This window comes from Streptomyces sp. NPDC002536 (genome assembly GCF_053594995.1).
In genome coordinates, this window is record NZ_JBSFWU010000029.1 from 28,186 (window position 1) to 47,483 (window position 19,298).

At 68.0% G+C, this 19,298-nt stretch carries 27 protein-coding genes; 19 read left to right on the forward strand and 8 right to left on the reverse strand.

Annotated features, from left to right (window positions below; all coding sequences use genetic code 11):
• The first annotated feature begins 206 nt into the window (after positions 1-206).
• From ACWD4B_RS13605 to ACWD4B_RS13625, 5 genes are all read left to right on the forward strand, one after another.
• Positions 207-500 carry a WhiB family transcriptional regulator gene (locus ACWD4B_RS13605; protein WP_451420900.1) on the forward strand — a complete coding sequence of 98 codons (294 nt, stop codon included), beginning with the start codon at positions 207-209 and terminating at the stop codon, positions 498-500.
• Positions 497-1,138, forward strand: coding sequence for a hypothetical protein (locus ACWD4B_RS13610; RefSeq protein ID WP_451420901.1), 642 nt, complete (start codon positions 497-499; stop codon positions 1,136-1,138). Before ACWD4B_RS13605 ends, ACWD4B_RS13610 begins: the two co-directional genes overlap by 4 nt.
• Positions 1,135-1,329 (forward strand): hypothetical protein, encoded by a 195-nt coding sequence (locus tag ACWD4B_RS13615; RefSeq protein ID WP_451420902.1) that lies wholly within the window; start codon positions 1,135-1,137, stop codon positions 1,327-1,329. The genes ACWD4B_RS13610 and ACWD4B_RS13615 overlap by 4 nt, the downstream gene beginning before the upstream one ends.
• An 88-nt stretch (positions 1,330-1,417) precedes the next feature.
• Positions 1,418-1,798, forward strand: coding sequence for a DUF6247 family protein (locus ACWD4B_RS13620; RefSeq protein ID WP_451420903.1), 381 nt, complete (start codon positions 1,418-1,420; stop codon positions 1,796-1,798).
• A 9-nt stretch (positions 1,799-1,807) separates the two neighbouring features.
• Positions 1,808-2,329, forward strand: coding sequence for a GNAT family N-acetyltransferase (locus ACWD4B_RS13625; protein WP_451420940.1), 522 nt, complete (start codon positions 1,808-1,810; stop codon positions 2,327-2,329).
• Here the strand turns inward: ACWD4B_RS13625 and ACWD4B_RS13630 are convergent.
• Together ACWD4B_RS13630 and ACWD4B_RS13635 are read right to left on the reverse strand one after the other, a co-directional pair.
• A complete protein-coding gene (locus ACWD4B_RS13630; RefSeq protein ID WP_451420904.1) occupies positions 2,292-3,419 on the reverse strand; it encodes a serine hydrolase domain-containing protein in 1,128 nt (375 codons plus the stop codon). The genes ACWD4B_RS13625 and ACWD4B_RS13630 overlap by 38 nt on opposite strands.
• Positions 3,420-3,484: 65 nt before the next feature.
• Complete coding sequence (locus ACWD4B_RS13635; RefSeq protein ID WP_451420905.1) at positions 3,485-4,147, reverse strand: DUF4097 family beta strand repeat-containing protein; 663 nt, start codon at positions 4,145-4,147, stop codon at positions 3,485-3,487.
• A gap of 248 nt (positions 4,148-4,395) precedes the next feature.
• Here ACWD4B_RS13635 and ACWD4B_RS13640 point away from each other — a divergent pair, with 248 nt between their 5' ends.
• A complete protein-coding gene (locus ACWD4B_RS13640) occupies positions 4,396-5,157 on the forward strand; it encodes a helix-turn-helix domain-containing protein (protein ID WP_451420906.1) in 762 nt (253 codons plus the stop codon).
• A 242-nt stretch (positions 5,158-5,399) separates the two neighbouring features.
• Here ACWD4B_RS13640 and ACWD4B_RS13645 read toward each other — a convergent pair whose 3' ends face one another.
• From ACWD4B_RS13645 to ACWD4B_RS13660, 4 genes are all read right to left on the reverse strand, one after another.
• Positions 5,400-5,783 carry a hypothetical protein gene (locus ACWD4B_RS13645; protein WP_451420907.1) on the reverse strand — a complete coding sequence of 128 codons (384 nt, stop codon included), beginning with the start codon at positions 5,781-5,783 and terminating at the stop codon, positions 5,400-5,402.
• Positions 5,784-5,988: 205 nt separating this feature from the next.
• Positions 5,989-6,867: a helix-turn-helix domain-containing protein gene (locus ACWD4B_RS13650; protein ID WP_451420908.1), complete on the reverse strand. Its 879-nt coding sequence runs from the start codon at positions 6,865-6,867 to the stop codon at positions 5,989-5,991.
• Positions 6,864-7,403 carry a DUF6879 family protein gene (locus tag ACWD4B_RS13655; protein ID WP_451420909.1) on the reverse strand — a complete coding sequence of 180 codons (540 nt, stop codon included), beginning with the start codon at positions 7,401-7,403 and terminating at the stop codon, positions 6,864-6,866. The genes ACWD4B_RS13650 and ACWD4B_RS13655 overlap by 4 nt, the downstream gene beginning before the upstream one ends.
• A 4-nt stretch (positions 7,404-7,407) precedes the next feature.
• Positions 7,408-7,617 (reverse strand): hypothetical protein, encoded by a 210-nt coding sequence (locus ACWD4B_RS13660; RefSeq protein ID WP_451420910.1) that lies wholly within the window; start codon positions 7,615-7,617, stop codon positions 7,408-7,410.
• A gap of 307 nt (positions 7,618-7,924) precedes the next feature.
• Between ACWD4B_RS13660 and ACWD4B_RS13665 the strand changes: the two genes are divergently transcribed.
• Complete coding sequence (locus tag ACWD4B_RS13665) at positions 7,925-8,731, forward strand: hypothetical protein (RefSeq protein ID WP_451420911.1); 807 nt, start codon at positions 7,925-7,927, stop codon at positions 8,729-8,731.
• Here ACWD4B_RS13665 and ACWD4B_RS13670 read toward each other — a convergent pair whose 3' ends face one another.
• The gene (locus tag ACWD4B_RS13670) at positions 8,732-9,028 is read right to left on the reverse strand and encodes a hypothetical protein (protein WP_336413198.1); all 297 of its coding nucleotides are present in this window, start codon (positions 9,026-9,028) and stop codon (positions 8,732-8,734) included.
• A gap of 233 nt (positions 9,029-9,261) precedes the next feature.
• Positions 9,262-9,846: a TerD family protein gene (locus tag ACWD4B_RS13675; protein ID WP_451420941.1), complete on the reverse strand. Its 585-nt coding sequence runs from the start codon at positions 9,844-9,846 to the stop codon at positions 9,262-9,264.
• Between the two features lie 187 nt (positions 9,847-10,033).
• Here ACWD4B_RS13675 and ACWD4B_RS13680 point away from each other — a divergent pair, with 187 nt between their 5' ends.
• The 12 genes from ACWD4B_RS13680 to ACWD4B_RS13735 all read left to right on the forward strand — a co-directional run bounded on the left by ACWD4B_RS13680 (position 10,034) and on the right by ACWD4B_RS13735 (position 19,244).
• Positions 10,034-10,726, forward strand: a complete 693-nt coding sequence (locus ACWD4B_RS13680; protein WP_451420912.1) for a hypothetical protein — start codon at positions 10,034-10,036, stop codon at positions 10,724-10,726.
• 293 nt (positions 10,727-11,019) lie between these two features.
• Positions 11,020-11,883 (forward strand): CHAP domain-containing protein, encoded by an 864-nt coding sequence (locus ACWD4B_RS13685; RefSeq protein WP_451420913.1) that lies wholly within the window; start codon positions 11,020-11,022, stop codon positions 11,881-11,883.
• Positions 11,884-11,981: 98 nt separating this feature from the next.
• Positions 11,982-12,872 (forward strand): hypothetical protein, encoded by an 891-nt coding sequence (locus ACWD4B_RS13690; protein ID WP_451420914.1) that lies wholly within the window; start codon positions 11,982-11,984, stop codon positions 12,870-12,872.
• Between the two features lie 5 nt (positions 12,873-12,877).
• The gene (locus ACWD4B_RS13695) at positions 12,878-13,285 is read left to right on the forward strand and encodes a hypothetical protein (protein WP_451420915.1); all 408 of its coding nucleotides are present in this window, start codon (positions 12,878-12,880) and stop codon (positions 13,283-13,285) included.
• A gap of 40 nt (positions 13,286-13,325) precedes the next feature.
• Positions 13,326-13,919 (forward strand): phage tail tube protein, encoded by a 594-nt coding sequence (locus tag ACWD4B_RS13700; RefSeq protein WP_336413057.1) that lies wholly within the window; start codon positions 13,326-13,328, stop codon positions 13,917-13,919.
• A 101-nt stretch (positions 13,920-14,020) separates the two neighbouring features.
• Complete coding sequence (locus ACWD4B_RS13705; RefSeq protein ID WP_451420916.1) at positions 14,021-14,311, forward strand: hypothetical protein; 291 nt, start codon at positions 14,021-14,023, stop codon at positions 14,309-14,311.
• A gap of 113 nt (positions 14,312-14,424) precedes the next feature.
• On the forward strand, positions 14,425-14,724 hold the full coding sequence (locus ACWD4B_RS13710; protein WP_451420942.1) for a hypothetical protein: 300 nt from the start codon (positions 14,425-14,427) through the stop codon (positions 14,722-14,724).
• 163 nt (positions 14,725-14,887) lie between these two features.
• Positions 14,888-15,244, forward strand: a complete 357-nt coding sequence (locus tag ACWD4B_RS13715) for a DUF3592 domain-containing protein (RefSeq protein ID WP_451420917.1) — start codon at positions 14,888-14,890, stop codon at positions 15,242-15,244.
• 26 nt (positions 15,245-15,270) lie between these two features.
• Positions 15,271-15,993, forward strand: a complete 723-nt coding sequence (locus ACWD4B_RS13720) for a hypothetical protein (protein WP_451420918.1) — start codon at positions 15,271-15,273, stop codon at positions 15,991-15,993.
• 29 nt (positions 15,994-16,022) lie between these two features.
• Positions 16,023-17,096, forward strand: coding sequence for a phage tail protein (locus ACWD4B_RS13725; protein ID WP_451420919.1), 1,074 nt, complete (start codon positions 16,023-16,025; stop codon positions 17,094-17,096).
• Positions 17,093-18,298: a hypothetical protein gene (locus tag ACWD4B_RS13730; RefSeq protein WP_451420920.1), complete on the forward strand. Its 1,206-nt coding sequence runs from the start codon at positions 17,093-17,095 to the stop codon at positions 18,296-18,298. The genes ACWD4B_RS13725 and ACWD4B_RS13730 overlap by 4 nt, the downstream gene beginning before the upstream one ends.
• Before the next feature lie 13 nt (positions 18,299-18,311).
• On the forward strand, positions 18,312-19,244 hold the full coding sequence (locus tag ACWD4B_RS13735; protein WP_451420921.1) for a phage distal tail protein: 933 nt from the start codon (positions 18,312-18,314) through the stop codon (positions 19,242-19,244).
• The last annotated feature ends 54 nt before the right edge of the window (positions 19,245-19,298 follow it).

Genomic DNA, 19,298 nt, shown 5'->3' on the forward strand with positions numbered 1-19,298 from the left:
GTGGGTAAATTCGCGCCGTTTGGCTGATCAATGGCGGTTCAAGTGCCCAGGAAATCCCTTCAGATGCCTTCAGCAATGTGACAGGGGACACGAGAGTGCCGAGAGGTGTACGAGGGCCGAAAGTTGTTGCGGTTGCGCACGCAAGCCCGTACAGTCCGATTGCGCAACCGCAACAACGCCCCGTTCCCGAAGGGGACCACCTCCGCATGCCCGCCCCCGCCCTCCGCGCCCCGCTCCCCCAGGACCACTACCCCTCCGCCTCCCGCCGCCCCGCCGACTGGCGCTCCCTGGCCGCCTGCACCGGCCTCCCCGACCACACCGTCTTCGCCCGCCGCCCGAAGGCCGCCCTCCCGGCCCTGCGCGCGTGCGCCGTCTGCCGCGTCCGACGTCACTGCCTGGAGGCCGTCGCCCCGCGCGAGAGCTGGTTCGACGGCGTGTGCGCGGGGCGCCTGTGGCGCAACGGCCGGGAGGTCCCCATCCCCGAGGAGCACTGCCCATGACCACTTCTCCTGCTTCTTCCGCCTTCTGGCTCGGCGTCCTCCTCCGCCAGTTCCCGGAGCTGAACCGGGAACTGGCCCCCAGCCGCACGGCCCGCCCGGCGACCGACCGGACGCCCCGCTCGGGCCTGCCGCCCTCCGCCCCCATCCGCCTCTTCGTCTCCGACACGATCCGCGACATCACGGACGGCGTGGTGGAGTTGGAGGAGGCGGTCTGCGACCGGCTCCGCCTCCCGCGCCCGCCGCGCGGCACGGTCGAACAACGCCTGCTGCGCCTGCTCGCCCTGGCCGACCGCGGCATCACGGCGGACCCGCTCCTCGCGGACCACGTCCGCGCCGAGGCCCGCCGTATGGCCCGCCGCTGCGCCCTGGCCCTCGGCGACGCCGAGACCCCCGTCCGCGTACGCGGCCGCTGCCCGCACTGCGACTCCGTCTCACTGCGGGTGTTCCCCCACCGCGAGACGGTCCTCTGCATCAACCCCGGCTGCCGCTGCGCGACTCCGTCCTGCGCCTGCACGACGGACGACCGTCACCGCCACGCGTGGCCGCGGGACCAGTGGCAGCAGCTGACGGAGAAGATCACCGCCGATCTGGCGGAACTGACGGCAGCACAGGACGACGAGGAGGGCTCGGCCCGATGACGACACTGGTGACGGCGGCCATCGCCGCCCAGGAGGTGGCGGTGTCCCCGGATGCCGTCCGCAAATGGGTCCAGCTCAAACACCTCGCCCCGGCGGGCCGCCGGGGCCGCGCGCACCTGTTCCGCCTGGAGGACGTGTTCGCCGCGGAACGGGCGACACGGAGGGGGCGTGAGAAGGGGTCCTGTATATAGGGGTCACGTATAGGGGCCACCTGTACGGGGGTGACACCTCTGGGTATCGCTTGTGCTGGTGGGGGCCGGCTCCCTACCTTCGGGCGGTGTGGACGACATCGCGGCCGACGCACCTGGCCCCTCCCCACTCATCCCTCAGCCGGCAAGTAATCCGGAGGCCCTCCGGGCCGCACTCACGCTACTGGCCCCTCAGTTGCTGCCCGCCTTCGAAGCGGAGTGGGCGACCGCCCTGAAGCGAGCACGCGAAACGGTGAGTGCAGGCCCCCTGCACCAATTCATCGGGCCATGGGCGATGCACGTGGCCATCCAACGGCACCCCGACCGAGCCGCGCGGCTGGGCGAGTTGGAAACTCGTGCTGCGGAAACCGACAGCCTCGACGAGGCACGCGCGATGATCTCCGAGATCGGCCGCATCCTTGACTTCGCTGCCGTCGAGGCGGGCATTGCGCAATATCCGCGCCCACGCTGATCGCTTCCCCTGTCAGACTGCCCGGATGATCGTCAGACCCGCCGCGAACAGGACGCCCCCGGATTCCTGGACCTGGCCGCCCAGGTCGAGACCTGGTTCGGTCCGATGGTCGCGGACCCCGGATTCCGCAGTGCCGTGGCCAAGAACATCCGGCGAGGTACGGCGCTGGTGGCCGCCTCCCCCGAACCGGGGCAGTCGGCCTTCCTCGGCGGACTGCTCTTCGGCGCCAAGTCCCCGGCGTACCACGTGCATTGGCTCGTCGCGACGGAGCAGGCGCGCGGCCAGGGCGTGGGCCGCGCGCTGATGGCGGAGGCGATGCGCAGGTTCGCGGACGACGGCCCCGGCACCGTCGAGGTCGTCACCTTCGGGGCCGACCACCCGGGTGCTGTGGCCAGTGGCGCCCGGGTCTTCTACGAGCGCCTCGGCTTCACCCCGGGCGAGCCGGCGGAACCGGGCCCGGAGGGCGGGTCGCGGCAGGTCTACCGGCGTTCCGTCAGCCCGCGGCCTGCCCGCCGCGGAACACCGCCGTGATGAGCCTGTCCAGCGCCTTCGGGAACTCCTGTGCCGGGTCCGTTGCGGCGTCACCGGTGGTCAGCCCGGCGGTCAGGGTCCTGCTGCCGTCGGGCGTGCCGATCATCAGCGCCCCGTAGCCCCCGGGGGCGCCGCCGTTGTGGTGGACGATGGTGCCGCCGCAGTCCGGGCCCAGATCCTGCACGAACAGCCCCAGGCCGTAGCCGATTTCCCCGTGCGGCGTGCGCATCTCGGCCAGCAGCGGGGCCGGCAGGAGCCTGCCGCCCAGCAGCGCGGAGAAGAACGTGTGGAGATCCCGGGTGGTCGAGATCATGTCACCGGCACCGACCAGCAGGGAAAGGTTCTGACGGGCGACGTCGACCACCTTCCACTGACCGGCGTCCTCGTAGCGGTAGTAGCCGTGGGCGTGCGGTCCGGGAATCTCCGGCGTGGTGCCCGGCACCACGGTGCCCGACAGCCCGAGCGGTCGCAGGATCCGCCGCTGCATCTCCTCGGCGTACGAGCGGCCGGTGAGCTTCTCGATGAGCAACACGGCCAGTGTGTAGTTGGTGTTGGAGTAGCCCTGGCCCGTCCCCGGCTCGAACCGCGCCGGCTTGGACAGCGCGAACCGCACGAGTTCCTCCGGCTGGTAGGTGTGGAACCGGTTCTCCACCCACTCCTTGCCCACCGACGGTATCCCCGGCACGAACGTCCCGTCGGGGCCGAACTCGCCGGTGCAGTTGTACACACCGCTGGTGTGCTGCAGCAGCATCCGAACCGTCACCCGCCGGTCCAGCCCGAACCGGGGCAGGTGCTCGGCCACCGGGGCGTCCAACCCGATCGTGCCGTCGGCCACCAGCTGCAGCACCAGGGTCGCGACGAAGGTCTTGGTGGTGCTGCCCACCCAGAACTGCCCGTCCACGGACGGCTTCGCGGCCTCGCCCAGCTTGCGCACCCCGGCACTGCCGGCCCACTCGCCCCGCTCGTCGTGCACGCGCATCTGCATCCCGGCGAAACCGGCATCGACGAACGCCTGGACGGCTGCCTGCAGCTCCGGGCGACCCTGCCCGGCATCGTTCCCGACGGTCTTCGTCTTGAGGGACTCACTCATGGTCATTCCTTGTCTCACGATGGGGAGTTCGGCCGGCTCAGGAGCAGATGAGAGGGTTGCGCGTTCTACAGGCTGTGGGCGGTGATGTCGCCGTTCGAGGTGGTGGCGCGGATCTGGAGTTCGGCGGTGCCGTCGCTCCTGAGGGCGTTGCTGATGCGGCCGTAGCCGGTGCCGGCGTCGAGGGAGGCGGAGACGCCGGCGGCGGCGCCGACGGCGATGTTGCCGGACTGGGTGTGGAGCTCGACCGTGCCGCGCACCGCCTCGGTGATGCGGATGTCGCCGCATGCAGTACTGATCCGGGCGGGGCCGCCCAGCCGGCCGACCTCGACGTCGCCGTCGACCGCGGTGAGGCGGAGGCTCGCGGCCTCGTCGATCTTGATCTGGCGGTAGGCACCGTCGAAGGTGACGTCGCCGAGACGGCCGACACCGCGCAGCTCGCAACCGGCGGTCCGGGCCTCGACACGGGACCCGGCGGGCAGCTGGACGGTTACCTCGATGGAACCGGGGCCGAGGAGCTGGTTCTTGGGCTCGGGAGTGTGGATCCGCAGGACGCCGTCGGTGCAGGTGACGACGGTCTGCTCGGCAGTCTGGATGTCGCGGCTCTTGGAGGGGTTGGCGGGCCGGATCTCGACAGTGGTGTCGGCGCGGTCGGCGGCGATGAACTGCATGCGGCCGGCGGGGACGTCCAGGACGGCGGCAATCGGGGCGGGGGTGTCGAACGTGCGCATCGCTTTTCTCCTTCTTCGGCGGCGGGCACTCCGTCGGCCCGTCGTTTCTGACTTGGGAAAAGCTACGTTGCGTTCGCTGATCTGGCAACGCACTCGTTGCGTTAAACCACCATCAATGCAGGTCGCAGCACGCAATTCGTTGCAACAGGCCTGGATAGAATGCAACGAAGCCACTCCCATCGTTGCAATGAATCGGGGCTGAACGCTACGCTGGAGCCCCGCATGGATCACGTACGAAGGAGGCCGCGATGCCGGGAGGCAGACTCACCCAGCCCGAACGCCAGCAGATCGCACTGGGGCTGGCCGACGGCCTCGCCTATGCGGAGATCGCCAGACGCCTGGAGCGCCCGACGTCGACCGTCACGCGCGAGGTGATGCGCAACGGCGGCCCCACCGCCTACCGCGCCGACCTCGCCCACCGCGCCACCGAACGCCGCGCCCAACGCCGCGGGCAGACCGCCCCCCGAGGGCCGGAGAACGCCCCTCAGGCCCACGGGCGCGACGCCGAGGCGGTACGCGCCTACGAGGACACGTTCACCACCGTCCTCATGCAATCGGGCACGCCCAAGATGATGGCCCGGGTGCTGGCCTGCCTCTGCACCACCGACACGGGCAGCCTCACCGCCTCCGAACTCGCCCGGCACCTCCAGGTCAGCCCGTCGTCCGTCTCCAAGGCGGTCACGTACCTGGAGGAGCAGGGCCTCGTCCGCCGGGAACGCGACGAACGCCGTCGTGAGCGCTACGTCGTCGACGACGACGTCTGGTACCAGTCCATGATGGCCAGCGCCCGCGGCACCGCCCACGTCGCCGAAATCGCACGCCAGGGCGTCGGCATCCTCGTCCCCGGCACCCCGGCCGCCGTCCGTCTCGAAAACATCACCCGCTTCCTCGAGTTCGTCTCCGAGAGCATCGCCCGCGCCGCGGACCAGGCCCGCGAAGTCCTCCACACCGGCGCGGCCGGGGGGCCGCTTCCGACAGCGGAAACCCCGAATCCCCGGACCCAGGAGTGAGGGTTTCCGCTGTCGGAAGCGCCCGCTCATGACGGCCCCGGCTCACGGCTTCTTTCGATTGCGCGGCCCGTCCGTCTCCCTTGCGTCGTGCCCATCGAGTGACGTGAGCCCGTAACGGGCCATGCAGCTCGGGCAGGCGTGCACTCTCGCCGCCACTTGGTCCCCGTAGACCACGGCGACCGCGACGGGCTGTGACGTCACTCCCTTGTGCCACGCACACCAGCCGGTCGCCGCTGCCGACTTCACTGCTCCGGACCGATCAGCCTGCGCAGGACGTTCGGGTCGCACAGCCCTTCACCGTCGTCCGGTGGCGTGAGCAGCCAGTACGCACCGGGCGGCTCGGCCCGGTGCGGGGCGGGTACGCGGACGTAGCCGCGCGGATGGTCCTTGCCCAGGCAGTCGATGCCGGGCACGTGCCACGTGGTGCTCGTGCCCGGCGGTACGAGCACGGTGTAGCCGCGAGTCGGCCGGTCGACGATGACGGCACCGTCGATGCCGGCCACGCGGAAAACGCGCTCGACGGCGGCCATTTCACTGGTACCGGTGAGTCGGTGCACGACGTGGGCGGGCAGCAGGACCGCATCGAAGTGCAGGCCGGCCTGCAGGACGGCGACGGTGTCGCGCATCCATGCTTCCCGGGCCAGGTAGGGGTGCGTCTCCCTGGAAAGGAGCCAACGGCTGGCGGGGGCGTCCATGTTCAGCCGCCCGTCGATCGGGGTGGCTCCTGTGCGGTCAACAGGCGCGACGTGCCGCTTCCGGGGGCTCCGGGAGGGCGGCGCTGCCTTCTTTTGCCTTTGGAGTTCCATGAACAACAAGGTAAATAAAGCCAGTTCACTGCACAGCGCGTGTTTCTCGGTGTTTCTTTTGCGGTGGCACGTCGAGCGCCCGCTGGGCCCGTGCGATCAGACGGTGCGCATCGGCCCCGTAGACGGCAGCTTCGTCGAGGGTGTCCCACACCTTGGTGTAAAGGGCAACGTCATCCGCACCGTCCAGCCAGATCTCCGCGTTCCAGATCTCTGTCACGACAAGCCTCTCGTCGTGAATCCAGAACCCGACATCAGGCGCTACACGCACCTCCGCCTCGAACGGAATGATGCCAAGGGAAACCGTGTCAGTACGAAGCATGCGGACCAAGTGCTCAAGCTGTGCCAGCAAGATCTCGGGCAGACAGAGCCTCATCCGGAGAGCGCCTTCCCACATGATGAAGCGGATCGAGCGCCCTCGTTCCTTGAGGATGGCCTGTCTGGCCAGGCGGGCTTGGACGCCCTCTTCGATGTCGCTGGACACACCGTGCAAAGCCGCGTAGCGCGTCAGGACACACCGCGCGTAGTCCGGAGTCTGGAAAAGCCCAGGGACAATGCCCGACTCGAAGCCTCGGATGGCTCTGGTCTGTTTCTCCTCGAGCCCCGCAGCTTCCTGCACCGCCCGGTGACCGGCTGCGAGCTGCCTTCTCCAGGAGCGGTACTGAGTCTCAAGTCCCCGCAACCGTCCGATCAGTTCACTTGTGGCGTCCTCACGGTCGACCGCATGAGCCCACGCCTCAAGATCTGCTGAAGTGGCGGTCTGGCGCCCGTTCTCGAGCTTGGAGACCTTCGAGTGAGGCCATCCACAGCGTGCGGCAAGCTCCCGACCGGTGAGGCCGGCCTCGGTGCGCAGCTCACGAAGCCGCACGCCGAGGGTTACCCGGCCTCTCTGAAAATCGGTCGTCACACAGTGGAAGGTACCCGGGCCCTGAACTCCTCGTACTTCATGGCGTAGTGCCAGGCAGCATCACGGACTTGGCAGCACCTGAGGACTTCCGCCGCGTCTTCGATCAGCTCCGCGCCGAGGTATTCGTCCTGGTCATCGAAGTGAAGCTTGAGCGCGAACCGGCTGTCGAACAGCCAGAAGTCGAACATGGGCAGGCCGAGCCTCTCCGCCTGAGTACGCGGCAGCCCCCGGATGTCCTCGCCGGCCTCGACGTTCGTCCAGGCGACCGCCAGCAGGTAACGCTGGCCCAACGTTGGCGGGTCATCCACGAGTCGAACACGCTCGATGCGCTTGCCTTGGGAGACCTGCTCGCGGATGTTGCGGCACCATGTGCGATCAGGGTCCTCGCCCGGCTCCTCGCCTCGGAGGAACCGCTGGAACTCTTCGCCCTCCGTGTCCGAGGCGTACGCACGTCGGGTCTCCAGCCGCCAGGCCGTGTGCTGGAAACCGTCACCAAAGTAGTGATCGAACTTCTCGTCCTCGATGAACGCCGTCACTCCGTCACTCCTTGGGGGCGAACCGTGTCAGCAGTTCGCGGGGCACGACGACGAACGTCTCGTCCGGAGCCACGTCCTTGAGCTGAGCGACGTCCTCGGGGTCCGTCACCTTCTTGCCCTGCACCAGGATCTGACCGGTTTCCTGGTCCTCGTACAGCGTGGGGCACTTCCCGTCCTTGGACGTCGTACCCAGCATCCTGAGCTTCCGAGCCATGGCTGCAGTCCCTCCGCTCGACGACCCCGGTGATCACCGGGGCGCTCAAGACACCGTAGCGACAAGGCCCCTGGCCGGACGTGCATGTTTCTCAATGTTTCCCGGATGAGGAACCAAGCCTCACCTCGATCGGCGCGCACGGCCCCAACGCCCGGTTCCCGTACACCGAAAGCCCCGCATCTTGCAATACGTGACCCGCCAGTCACGCCCCGTGCGCTACGGTGCCACCAACAAAACGACCCCCGCGCTGGTTGCACCCGGCGCGAGGGTCTTCACCCACGAGGTCTGCCCCTAGGAGGACCCCGGGATGTTCCGGCATGTTATCGCCCCTACCCGCTTCTTCTCCCAAGTACCCAACGAGATCATCCGCCATCCGCGCCTCTCCTCGGACGCCGTCCGACTCCTGCTCTGGCAGCTGTCGCTCCCCGAGGGCGCGAACGAGCCGCTGTACGAGTCCGCAAAGCGGGCCGGGATCAAGAAGACCGCATTCCTGCGCGCGAAGCGGGAGTTGGCGGGCGAGGGGTACCTGCACGACTGGCGCCGCCAGGACAGAGCAGGCCGCTGGTCGCGGTCGCAGCTCGTCTCCAACGTTCCGTTGACCGCCGAACAGGCCGTTGCGGTGAGGGACACGGGGCAGCCGACCGCCCCGGAACCGGCCGTCGGTGAGCCGGGCGCCCGGCCCGTCGGCCGTTCCCTGGACAACAACACCGGGGAGAACACCTCCCACCACCCCGACCGCCGCGGCACCCAGGCGCTGGCCGCCGCCGTCCACGGCGACCCCCGGCTCCGGCTCAGCAGCCGGGACGTGCGTCAACTCGCCCCGCTGGCAAGCGAATGGCTGGCGCGCGGGGCTACGCCGCAAGAGCTGCGCGAGGCGCTGACCTCCGGACTTCCGGACCGTATCCACTCCCCCGCCGCGATCACGCGGGACCGGCTGCTGCGGAAGATGCCGGATCCGCTGCCCGAGCGGACCCGGCGGATCCCGGTCCCGGCCCGGCCACCGGTGGCCTCACCGGACCCGTACGACACATCGGCCGCCGTCGCGGCCACCGAACGCGGCGCCCCCGCAGTGCGCGAGGCACTACGGCAGAGGCGCCTGCTGCGGCACGGCTGACTACTCGTCGCCCTTCCCCGCAGGCCCGCTCTCCAGCGCTCCTGCACCCCACGACGGCATGCGGTACACCTGCGCACCGGCCGTGCCCGTGCGCTTCTCCTGCATGACCTCGACCGCTTCCTGCCACCCGCTGACGAAGCCACGGACCTCGGCGGCGTCGACGGCCTTCCCGGCGAGCTTCTGCACGACCGAGGTCAGCGCCTTGGCGACCTCGTCGGTGAAGGCCCCGGACTGCCCGGACTCGGCGGCCACTTCCACCGTGGCAGCCACGACATCCGCGAGCTGCTCGCTGCGCATGCTCACTGAGTGGTCCCTCCGCACATCCCGACCTGATCGCTCATGCCACCCCCAGGTGCCATCCGCCGACTGATTTGCCCCCGCCAAGACTCGTCCGGTGCATCTGTACGAGATACCCGGGAGTGTGTGCGATCGCCCACTTAATCTATCCCGAGGGTCTGACACTCCGTCGCCAGACCGGCAGTCAGCCGAAAGTTCGCACGCACCTGTGCGGTGCGGCCTGCGAGGCCGCGCTACTTTCCCATGGCGAAGCGGAGCAGGCTGTCCCGGTCGCCCTGCTGGACGGTGCCGCGCTCGTTGACGACCTCCAGCTTCCAGGAGGCGCCGACGCGGTACGCCTTCGCGACGGCGATGGCGTTGCCGGCGCCGAGCAGCGACGGCCAGATGTCGGCGACCTGCGCCGTGCTGCCGCCGGTGCTGTCGTAGATCTTGAAGGAGATGTTGGCGGCGTGCTGGAAGTCGCTGCCCTTCTTGAAGGCGGCGCACACGAACACGATGGAGGTCACCTGCGGCGGGACCTTGTCGAAGGTGACTTCGATGAGCTCGTCGTCGCCGTCGCCGCGACCCGTCCGGTTGTCGCCGGAGTGCGTGATCCCGCCGTTCTTCAGCGGGTCGGTCACGTCCAGACCGGCGAACCGGACCGGGTCGTCGCCGCTCATGAGGATCGCGATCGCGTCGAGGTCAGTGCCACGGGCCTTGCGCAGTGCGCCCATCAGCCCGCCGCCGAGGCCGGCCGTGGTGTCCCACGAGGCGCCGACGCCCATCTTCGTCACGCCGTCCAGGTCGGCCGCCCCGTCCGCCTTGGTCAGGGTGATCACAGCAGGGGTGTTGGGCGTGGTCACGGCGCGAACCCTTCGTCGTTTCCGGACGCTGTTTCCGGACGTCGTTTCCAGACACGGGCCGCACTCGGCCCCACTTCTACACAAAACGTAACACGCACATGATCATGGAAAGGAGGGGCCAAGGGGCTCAAAGGACCCAAAGGGACAAGGGGTGGGAGACACCATGTGGGGACGCAGGCGGGCGCAGCGCGCGCAGGAGTACGAAGCGGCCGTCGCCGAGGCGCGGACCGATCTGGCGGAAGTCCTCCGCATAGCCGACGAGACGCACGCGGGCATCGCGGACGTCTTCGACAGGCTCCGTGACGCCTACGCCATGATCGAAGAACTGCTGGACCAGGGGGACGGCCTCCCGGCCAAGTCCGCACGGGCCCAGCTGGCCTGTCACCGGGAGGCGTGGGACGAGATCGAGGAGGGCATGGCCTCCTTCGTGGAGGCGCGGCGCGCCTGGCACGGCGACCGGCCCGATGCAGACCTCCTCGAACTGACCGAAGCGGCCGGGCACTTCGCCGATCACGTCTCCTCCTGCGCGGAGACCATGGAGGAGATGGCCGGCCTCATGAGCTCGTTCCACGACCTCTACCGGAACATGCTCGAACTCCGCGACAAGCTCGCCCCCATCCGCGACCGCGCCCACGCGGCCGTCGCCGCCGCCGCGAACGAACTCGCGTGGGCGGGCCCCACGGCCCAGGGCAAGTTCGCCCTCGAAGTCCGCCTCCACACGGCCGGGGACCGGCTCCGGGAGCTGGACGCGGGGCGGGTGGAGCTGGAGCCGGGCCGCAAGGTGACGGACTGGTACCGGGACGTCGAGGCGGAGATCGCGGAGATCCGCGAGGCGGTGCTGCGGTTGGGGTACTGACCGACCCCGTTCGATCGGTCCCGCAACTTCTTGTTGCGCTCGCGCACGATCTCGTTCACAATAGATGCAGCGGCGGAGCTGTGCCCCCAACTCGGGCACGGCGTCCGCCGCTTGGCGTTGGGCCACCAGTACGCCGGGCCACCTGCACGGCGGCGCCGTCGACAGCGACGGGCCGCAAGGCCGACCGGAGACGACTGTGCGGCTCGACCGCCTGCGCGCGACAGCGCGCCGAATTTCCCTCACCCAGCCCCTTATGGAGGGCGCATTCAAAAATGGCCAATACAGCCAAAGCAATGCTCGATGAGGCTGCCAAGCACATCGGGTACAAGGAAGGGCCGAACAACGACAACATGTTCGGCCGTTGGTACGGCGACAACTACCAGCCGTGGTGTGCGATGTTCGTCTCGTACTGCGCCACCAAGTCGGGCAACGACGACATCATTCCCCACTACGAATCCTGCGCAGTAGGCGTCGACTGGTTCAAGAACCGCGGCCTGTGGAGCAGCACGCCGTCCGTCGGCGCCATCGTGTTCTACGGCCCCGGCGGCGGGGACCACACCGAAATCGTCGAATCCTTCGACGGCAGCACCATCACCACCATCGGCGGCAACACCAACAACGGCGATTCGCCCAACGGTGACGGCGTTTACCGTCACGAAAACCGAAGCCGCAGCAACCCCCGCATCTTCGGATACGGCCACCCCAAGTACAAGGAAGAAGAGGACATCGACATGCCGAAGCGCGTCAGCCTTGCCCGCAAGACCGAGCTCGTTCTCAAGCGGAACACCGTTACCCAGATTTCGTTCATCGACGAGTACTCCGACGGCGGCGACCAGCACCCCGACAAGGGCGGCCCGGCCTTCATCTCCAGCAACTCGGACTACATCGCCACCGCCGCGGCCACCCTCAAGGACGTCAAGCCCGGCCTGACGATCCAGACCCGCTTCAACGAGATCAACGCCAAGGGCGAGACCGTCAAGGAGGGTCCGATCGAGGAGCACCTGGGCACCGGCGGCAACACCTACATCACCCAGACCCGTGCCGGCGCGGTCTGCGACCCGGGCAACCGTGTCGTCTGGACGATCGAGATCATCAACGGCGACGTCGACCCGACCCTGACCTACGCCGAGGTCCAGGCCAACTACTGGCCGCGATAAGGCTCAGCGAATTTTCTGACTGAGCAATGGGGGTGCCCCTGCATGCCTGCCATGCGGGGGCACCCCCTTACTCGTATTTCTTCCGAAAGGAAATCATCATGGTTTCGGTCAGTGACCTGCTGCCCTACCCGCTCACGTACAAGCAGGATGAATGGACCTTCCAGCCCGACCAGAAGAGCAATGCGCTGGCCATTCTTGATGAAGCACTGAAGGCCGGCCTGGGCCCGCGTGGCGGTGTCATCGGCGTCGCCACCGCGATGCAGGAGTCCACGCTGCACAACGTCCCCGGCGGGGACCGGACGAGCGTCGGCCTTTTCCAGCAGCAGGAATGGTGGGGCAGCTTCGATCAGCGTATGGACCCCCATTGGTCGTCCTGGAAGTTCTTCTCCGAGATGAAGAAGATCTGCCCGCCGAAGTTCGGCGCCGGCTACCTCACCTCGACCCAGCTTTGGGAGGTCGCCCAGGCGGTCCAGGTCAGCGGGTACCCCACCTACTACGCCAAGCACGAGAAGGCCGCGGCCCAGCTCGTCGCCGAGCTCTACAACAAGAACTTCGACGACGACGCCCCCAAGCGCGTCAGCCTCGCCCGCAAGGCAGCTCTCGTCCTGAAGCGGAACACGGTCACCGCGATCCCGTTCATCGACGAGTACTCCGACGGCGGCGACCAGCACCCCGACAAGGCGGACCCCGCCTTCATCACGGGCAACTCCGACTACATCGCGACGGCTGCCGCGACCCTCAAGGACGTCGCCCCCGGCCTCACCGTCCAGACCCGTTTCAACGAGATCAACGCCAAGGGCGAGGTCGTCAAGGAAGGCCCCATCGAGGAGCACCCCGGTACCACCGGCAACACCTACATCACCCAGACCCGTGCCGGCGCCGTCTGCGACCCCGGCAACCGCGTCGTCTGGACCATCGAGATCATCAACGGCGACGTCGACCCCACCCTCACCTACGCCGAGGTCCAGGCCAACTACTGGCCGCGGTGACGCCGATGAGCGAGGCACTGCTGTCGTTCCCCGATGTGGAACGCCTCATCGTCGACAACCTCAAGTACCGGCCGGAGCTCGCGGGCGTCGTGGTCGACAACCGTCCGCCGACCGGATTCGACGGTACGCAGAAGGTCGTGCTGGTCTCCCGGACCGGCGGTGCCTGGGTGGACGACCTTCATCTCGACACGCCGCTCGTCGAGTTGGAGGTGTACGGCCCCGACAAGACCACCGCGCACGCCGTCTCCCTCGCCATGCGCGCAGCGCTGCTCCAGCTCCGCGGCACCGTCCACGGGACGGCCGTCGTGACCGACGTCGTCGAGACGGAGGCCGTGCGCTGGCTGCCGGACTACAACCGGCCGGCCGGCAACCGCTACCTCACGACGGTGCGCTTCTCCCTCCGCCCGGCGTGACGCGTACCCCCTTCCCCTTTCCTCCCTCCTAGGAGTCCTCATGTCCGGAATGAACCCGAGCGAGATCCGCGTTGCCGGCACCGGCCGCATCCTGATCGCCAAGGTCGGCACCGACGCCCCCGCCGACACCACCACCGAGTGGGGTGCCGCCTGGCACGACCTGGGCTACACGAGCACCGACGGCGTGAAGTTCGGCCGCAAGGGCAAGACCGCCAACATCGACACCTGGCAGTCGCTGACCCCGGCCCGCACGATCTACACCGAGCGCGAGCTGACCCTGAAGTTCGGCATGCTGCAGCTGAACGAGGACACGCTGCCGTTCTTCTTCGGCGGCGGCGAGGTCGTCGAGACGGCCCCGAACTCGGGCCTCTTCAAGTACGAGATCCACAGCGACCAGGGCGAGGACGAACGCGCGCTGGGCGTCGAGTTCAGCGACGGCGCGGACGTCCGCTACCGCTTCGTCGTGCCGCGCGGTCTGGTGACCGTCAGCGACGACATGGACCTCAACCGCAAGGGCGCGGTCAAGCTCGGCGTCACCTTCACGGCGATGGCACCGAAGCCGGGTGCGGCGCTGGCGACGTGGCTGATGAAGGACAAGGCGTTCGCGCCGGCGGCGGCGCCGGCCGGCAAGTAACCGCCCGTACTTCCCCCCTCCCCCCGAACCGGGGCGCCGCCCTTCCCTGTCCCGGGGCGGCGCCCCTTTTCCCTCTCCCCCTCACCTCAAGGAGCAGTTCCATGCCCGCTTTCGACGTCAACGCGGCCCGCGCCCAGCGCCTGGAGGCCCACGGCCGTTCGTGGTCCTTCTCGTTGGACGGCGACGCCTTCGAACTCCCCACGGAGATCGGTCACCGCACGGCGCGCGCCCTGCGCGAGCTCGACGACAACGACGTGGACGGGCTGTTGGGCCTGCTGCTGGGCGAGAAGCAGTTCGCGCGCTTCGTCGAGCACGACGTGACGATGCAGGACATCGCCGCGATCCTGGAGGCGTACGGCAAGGAGACCGGGCTCGGCCTGGGGGAAGACTGAGCCTCGACGCGTTCGCAGAAGAACACGCCGAGGCTCTCGAAGCCGATCTGCTGCGGCACTATGGCGTCGACTTGCTGGACTGGCACCGGGGGGCGCTGTCTTCGCGGCGGCTGATGGTGCTGGTCAAGCACATGCCGCGGGACAGTGCGGTGAACCGGGACCTCCACGGCGAGGCCGTGGAGTGGGATGCGGGGACGCACCTGCTGGCGGCGGCAGTTGACCATTTGGCTGTCGCCAACTGGATGACGGCGACGGTCAACAGCGGCGAGGACGCCGAGCCGTTGGACTACCCGGAGCCGGTGCCGAGGCCGCTGTCGTCGGACATGGCACCCGCTGTCGCATACGACTCCGAAAGTGCCACCCCACTGCCGGAACAGCCGACTCCGAGCCAGCTGACTGCCTTCTTCGGTTAGCAGCAAGTGGCACAAGCCACCGCGCCAGCCCGTCCCGCCATTTCAGCACCATGCCCTACTGTTGGTCATATCTGACGGTGGATCAGGATGGGCCGAAGGCCCCATCCGCAACAAAGGAATGGTAATGGGTGGGGTAATCATAGCTCTCTTCATATTCGGCATCTTGCTGCTTCTGGCCATGATGTTCTACCGGAGCGTCTTCCGACTTTCCCGTCTACGAAGAAGCGGCATGAAAACCGAAGGGGTATGCACCCACCATCAGTGGGGAGAAGGTTCCGTTGCGTCGATTTTCGAATATTCAACCCCGGACGGCCAAATCTTCACCGTGTCATCGGAATTCTGGTCGGTGAAGGTATTCGAAGTATCCGATACGACGGAGGTCATTTTCGACCCGAAGAAGCCGTCGCAGGCCGCCATCACCATGGACCTGGGCAGCGAGCTCCGCACATCATGGATAGGCGCACTCACCATGAGTGCACTTTTCCTCTCCCTGGCGACGGGGATTCTGATCGCCAAGTGATTCCGCAATAGACGAGAGGGTTGGATATGCCAGAACCTGAACATCTCGCGAGCGAAGACCCGAGAGTGGCGCAAGCGGCTCGGGACGCCGCGCGATCAGAACTGGCTGCCGAGCTGCCAAAGATCAAGGCTGAGCTCTTCAAGGATGCATCACTCCAAGCAGTGAAGGCCGGCGACTTCAGCGGCGCCGCCCTCGGCGGACAGATTTTCAAGTTCGACCAGTCCCTGTTCAAGTGGGACGAAAAAGGCCTGACGTTCGCCGGCCAAGAGGTGAAGATGGCCAAAAACCTCAGCCTGCAGCAGGCGATCCACGGAAGAAAGCTCAAGGCAAAGGCAACGAAGAAGGAGGAGGAAGAAAAGCAGAAGGAGGCAGCAACCAAGGCCGAGCTGCAGGAGATCAAGAACGACGCACACGCGGCACGAGAAGACGCAAAGAACGCCAAGAAGGACGCCGACGCAGCGCACAAAAATGCCAGGCAGTCGATCGAACACGCTGCCCGGGCCAAACGCGATGCCGACGTGGCCAAAAATCTGGCAAGCTCAGCCAAGAGAAACACGCAGATCGCTGCCACTGGTTCTCGCGAGGCGAAGGCGAGTGCCAGCAGAGCAAAGCAAAGCGCCGAGCAGACGAGAAAGGTGGCGAGAGAGTTCCTGAAAGCCATGCAGCAGATGGATGTTCAGGCCGGAGGGAGCACAAAGAATGTCGACGGTTTCAAGCGCGTACTGAAGGAATTGGAACGCGAGCTGTAAGGCTTCAGCGCCAGCACATTGGATGACACATGTCTCTCACGCAGTCATTTGGCCGGGCCGGCGGCGCGGCCAGAAATTTCAGAACCACCATCGACGCCGCCGGCCGCGCCGCCGGAACCCTCGGCCGTCAAGCCGGCACCGCCAACACCAACGTCAGCAAGATCAAGACCTCCGCCCAGCAGTCCACCCGAGAGCTCAAGGGCATGAAGACCGCCGCCGACCAGGCCGCCAAGTCCGTGGCCAAGGTCGGCAAGGAGGCCGGCAGGGGCGGCCCCGCCATGACGAAGTTCCAGGGCGGGCTCAAGAAGGCCGACGGCGGGGTCAAAGGGCTCAACAAGTCCATGAAGGGCAACGTCATCGGGATGTTGCTCGGGCTGCTCGCCCCGCTCATCGAGAAGGTCGTCGAGATGGCGTCCCGCTCGAAGGCCATGCAGAAGATCATGAAGGTCGCCTTCGACGTCATCGGCAAGGTCGTCAACACCGTCATGAAGGCCATCGGGCCACTGATGAAGTCCACCGGCGCCCTCATCTCCAAGGTGTGGAACGGGATCAAGGCTGCGATCCTGCCGATCGCGCTCTGGATCGGGTCGGCCATCCCCGACGCCTTTCACACGGTCAGCAGCGCACTCTCCAGCGCCTGGGGCGGGCTGTCCTCCTTCGCCGGCTCCGTCTTCAACGGCATCCTGTGGGCCGTCAAGGCCCCGATCAACGGGGTCATCAGCCTCATCAACAGCGCCATCGGCGCCCTCAACGGCATCAGCGTCACCATCCCGGGCTGGGTGCCCTTCGTCGGCGGCAAGACCTTCGGCGTGCACATCCCGTCCATCCCCATGCTCGCCGAGGGCGGCATCGTCGCGCCGCGCAGCGGCGGCGTACCGGCGATCGTCGCCGAGGCCGGGGAGTCCGAGGCCGTCATGCCGCTGTCGAAGCTCGACAGGCTGCTGACGCGTACCGCCATAGAGGCACGCCTCGCCGCCGCCGGGGCCGGTGCCCGGCAGTCCGCCGGTGCCGGGTTCCACATCGAGAACTACTACGCCACCCAGGCCGGCAGCCCCAGGGACACCGCCCGGGCCCTGATGTTCCTGGCCAAGGCCCGTGGGTGAGCCACGTGCCCGCCGCTGCAGCTCTCCCCCGCGTCCGTAATCCCCTCGCCAACTCGGCCGGTGCGTTCCGCAACTTCGGTTCCGCACTCGGCCAGGCCGCCCGCTCCGTACAGACCAGTCAGCGCGCCATCGCCTCCTCCTCCCGCGTCCTCGACCGCGTCAAGCAGTCGGCAACGCAAGCAGGCACCGGCGTCAAGCAGTTCGGAACCGGCGCCACCACCGCAGGCCGCGCCGCGCAGGCCCTCGGCAAGCAAGCCGGCACCGCCAACTCCGGCCTCCTGAAGACCAAGGCGGGCTCCCAGCAGTCCGCCCGCCTCCTCAAAAACTTCAAGCGGCAGTCCGACACCACCACCAAGTCCCTCACCCTGCTCGGCAAAGGCGCCGGCAAGGCAGGCATCTTCGCCGGGAAGCTCGGCGGCAGCCTCAAAATCGCCGGCGGCGTCATGAACGTCGTCAACCTGGTGATGAAGGCGAACCCCTTCGTCCTCCTCATCACCCTGCTCGCCCCGTTCGCCGAGCAGATCGTCGAGTTCGCCCTGAACTCCGAGCTCGGTCAGCAGCTGATGGAGCAGGTCTTCACCACGGTCGGCCAGTTGATCAATGCGGCCCTCATGGTCATCGTTCCCGTCGTCACGGCCTATCTCACGGTCGTCATCGGCTTCTGGAAGGGCGTCTTCAACGTCGTCAAACCCGTGGCCACATGGGTGGCCCAGCACCTCCCCGGCGCGTTCCGCAAAGTCAGCTCCGCCATGGAGCGCGCCCTGCACGGCATGGGCGGCTTCCTCCAGACCGCCTTCCAGGCGGTCGCCGGTGTCGTCAAAGGCCCCATCAGCGGACTGATCAGATTCGCCAACTGGGTCATCGACGGCCTCAACAGCATCAGCGTCAACATCCTCGGCAAGAAGTTCGGCATCCATCTGCCGAAGATCCCGATGCTCGCCCAGGGCGGCGTCGTCGGCCCCCGCGACGGCGGCGTCCCCGTCATCCTCGCCGAGGCCGGCGAGGCCGAGGCCGTGCTGCCGCTGTCCAAGCTCGACCGGCTGCTCGCGCAGACGGCCGAGGCCGCCCGGGCCACCGCCGTTACGACAGCGACCGCGCGCATCGACCACTACTACGAGCCCGAAGGCCGCGGCTCCCGCGGCGTCGCCGCGGACCTGCTCTTCCTCGCACAGACACGGCAGACACGACAGACGAGAAGGTGAGGGCCAACTCCCCATGCCCCCAGCACAAATGAACACCGACGCCGCCATCGAACCCCCCGGCTCACTGATCACCCAAGACGGGCAGATCCAGTGGGCCGGGCTTCTTTTCGGCCCCGGCACGCCCTACCAGATCGACGCCAGGGGCCTGACCGGCTGGGACGACCTCCCGGAGCTGGACTCGGCGGACGTGCCCAAGCCCGGTCAGCACGGCTCCTGGCCCGGTGCCCAGTGGGCGAAGCCGCGAACGGTCTCCGCGACCGTCTGGCTGCTGCCCGACCGCGCGGACCAGGCGCAGGCCGTCGCCCAGGCCTTCCGCGCCGCCACGGGCGTCAACAGCGGTGAACAGTGGCTGGCCGTACGGCTGCACGGCCAGACGCTCGCCTGCCGGGCGCGCATCGACCGCCGTGCGGCCACGACCGACCGCACGTACGTCACCCACGGCATCGCCTCGGTGTCGATCCAGTGGCTGTGCACCGACCCCCGCCGCCTCGGCATCACCGAACGGCGCGCCCGCACCGCTCTGCCCACGCCCGAGCCCGGGCTCCTGTGGGAGCCGGACAGCGGCCTGGAATGGCCGCTGGAGTGGGGCGCAGCCGGAAGCACCGGCACGATCACGGCCGTCAACGCGGGCGACGCCCCGCTGAGTCCCGTGATCGAGTTCCGGGGGCCGGTCGAAACGCCGTCCCTCACCCGGCTCAGCGACGGGCGGCAGCTCGAGTACGACATCCGGCTCGCCGAGTCCGACGTGCTGGCCGTCGACACCACGGCGGGCACGGTCACGCTCAACGGCACCGCCTCCCGGCTCTACACCGCCACCGCCCGCTCCACCCCGGAGCAGCTCTTCCAACTGGAGCCCGGCGTCACCTCGCTCGCCTTCCGCGCGGGCCCCGCATCCGACGACTCCCGCGCCTCGGTGACCGTCCGCTGGCGCGACGCCCACTGGTGACAGCACCCCCGCCCCGCTCCCCCAACCCTTCACCACCCAACTCTCGGAGGACGA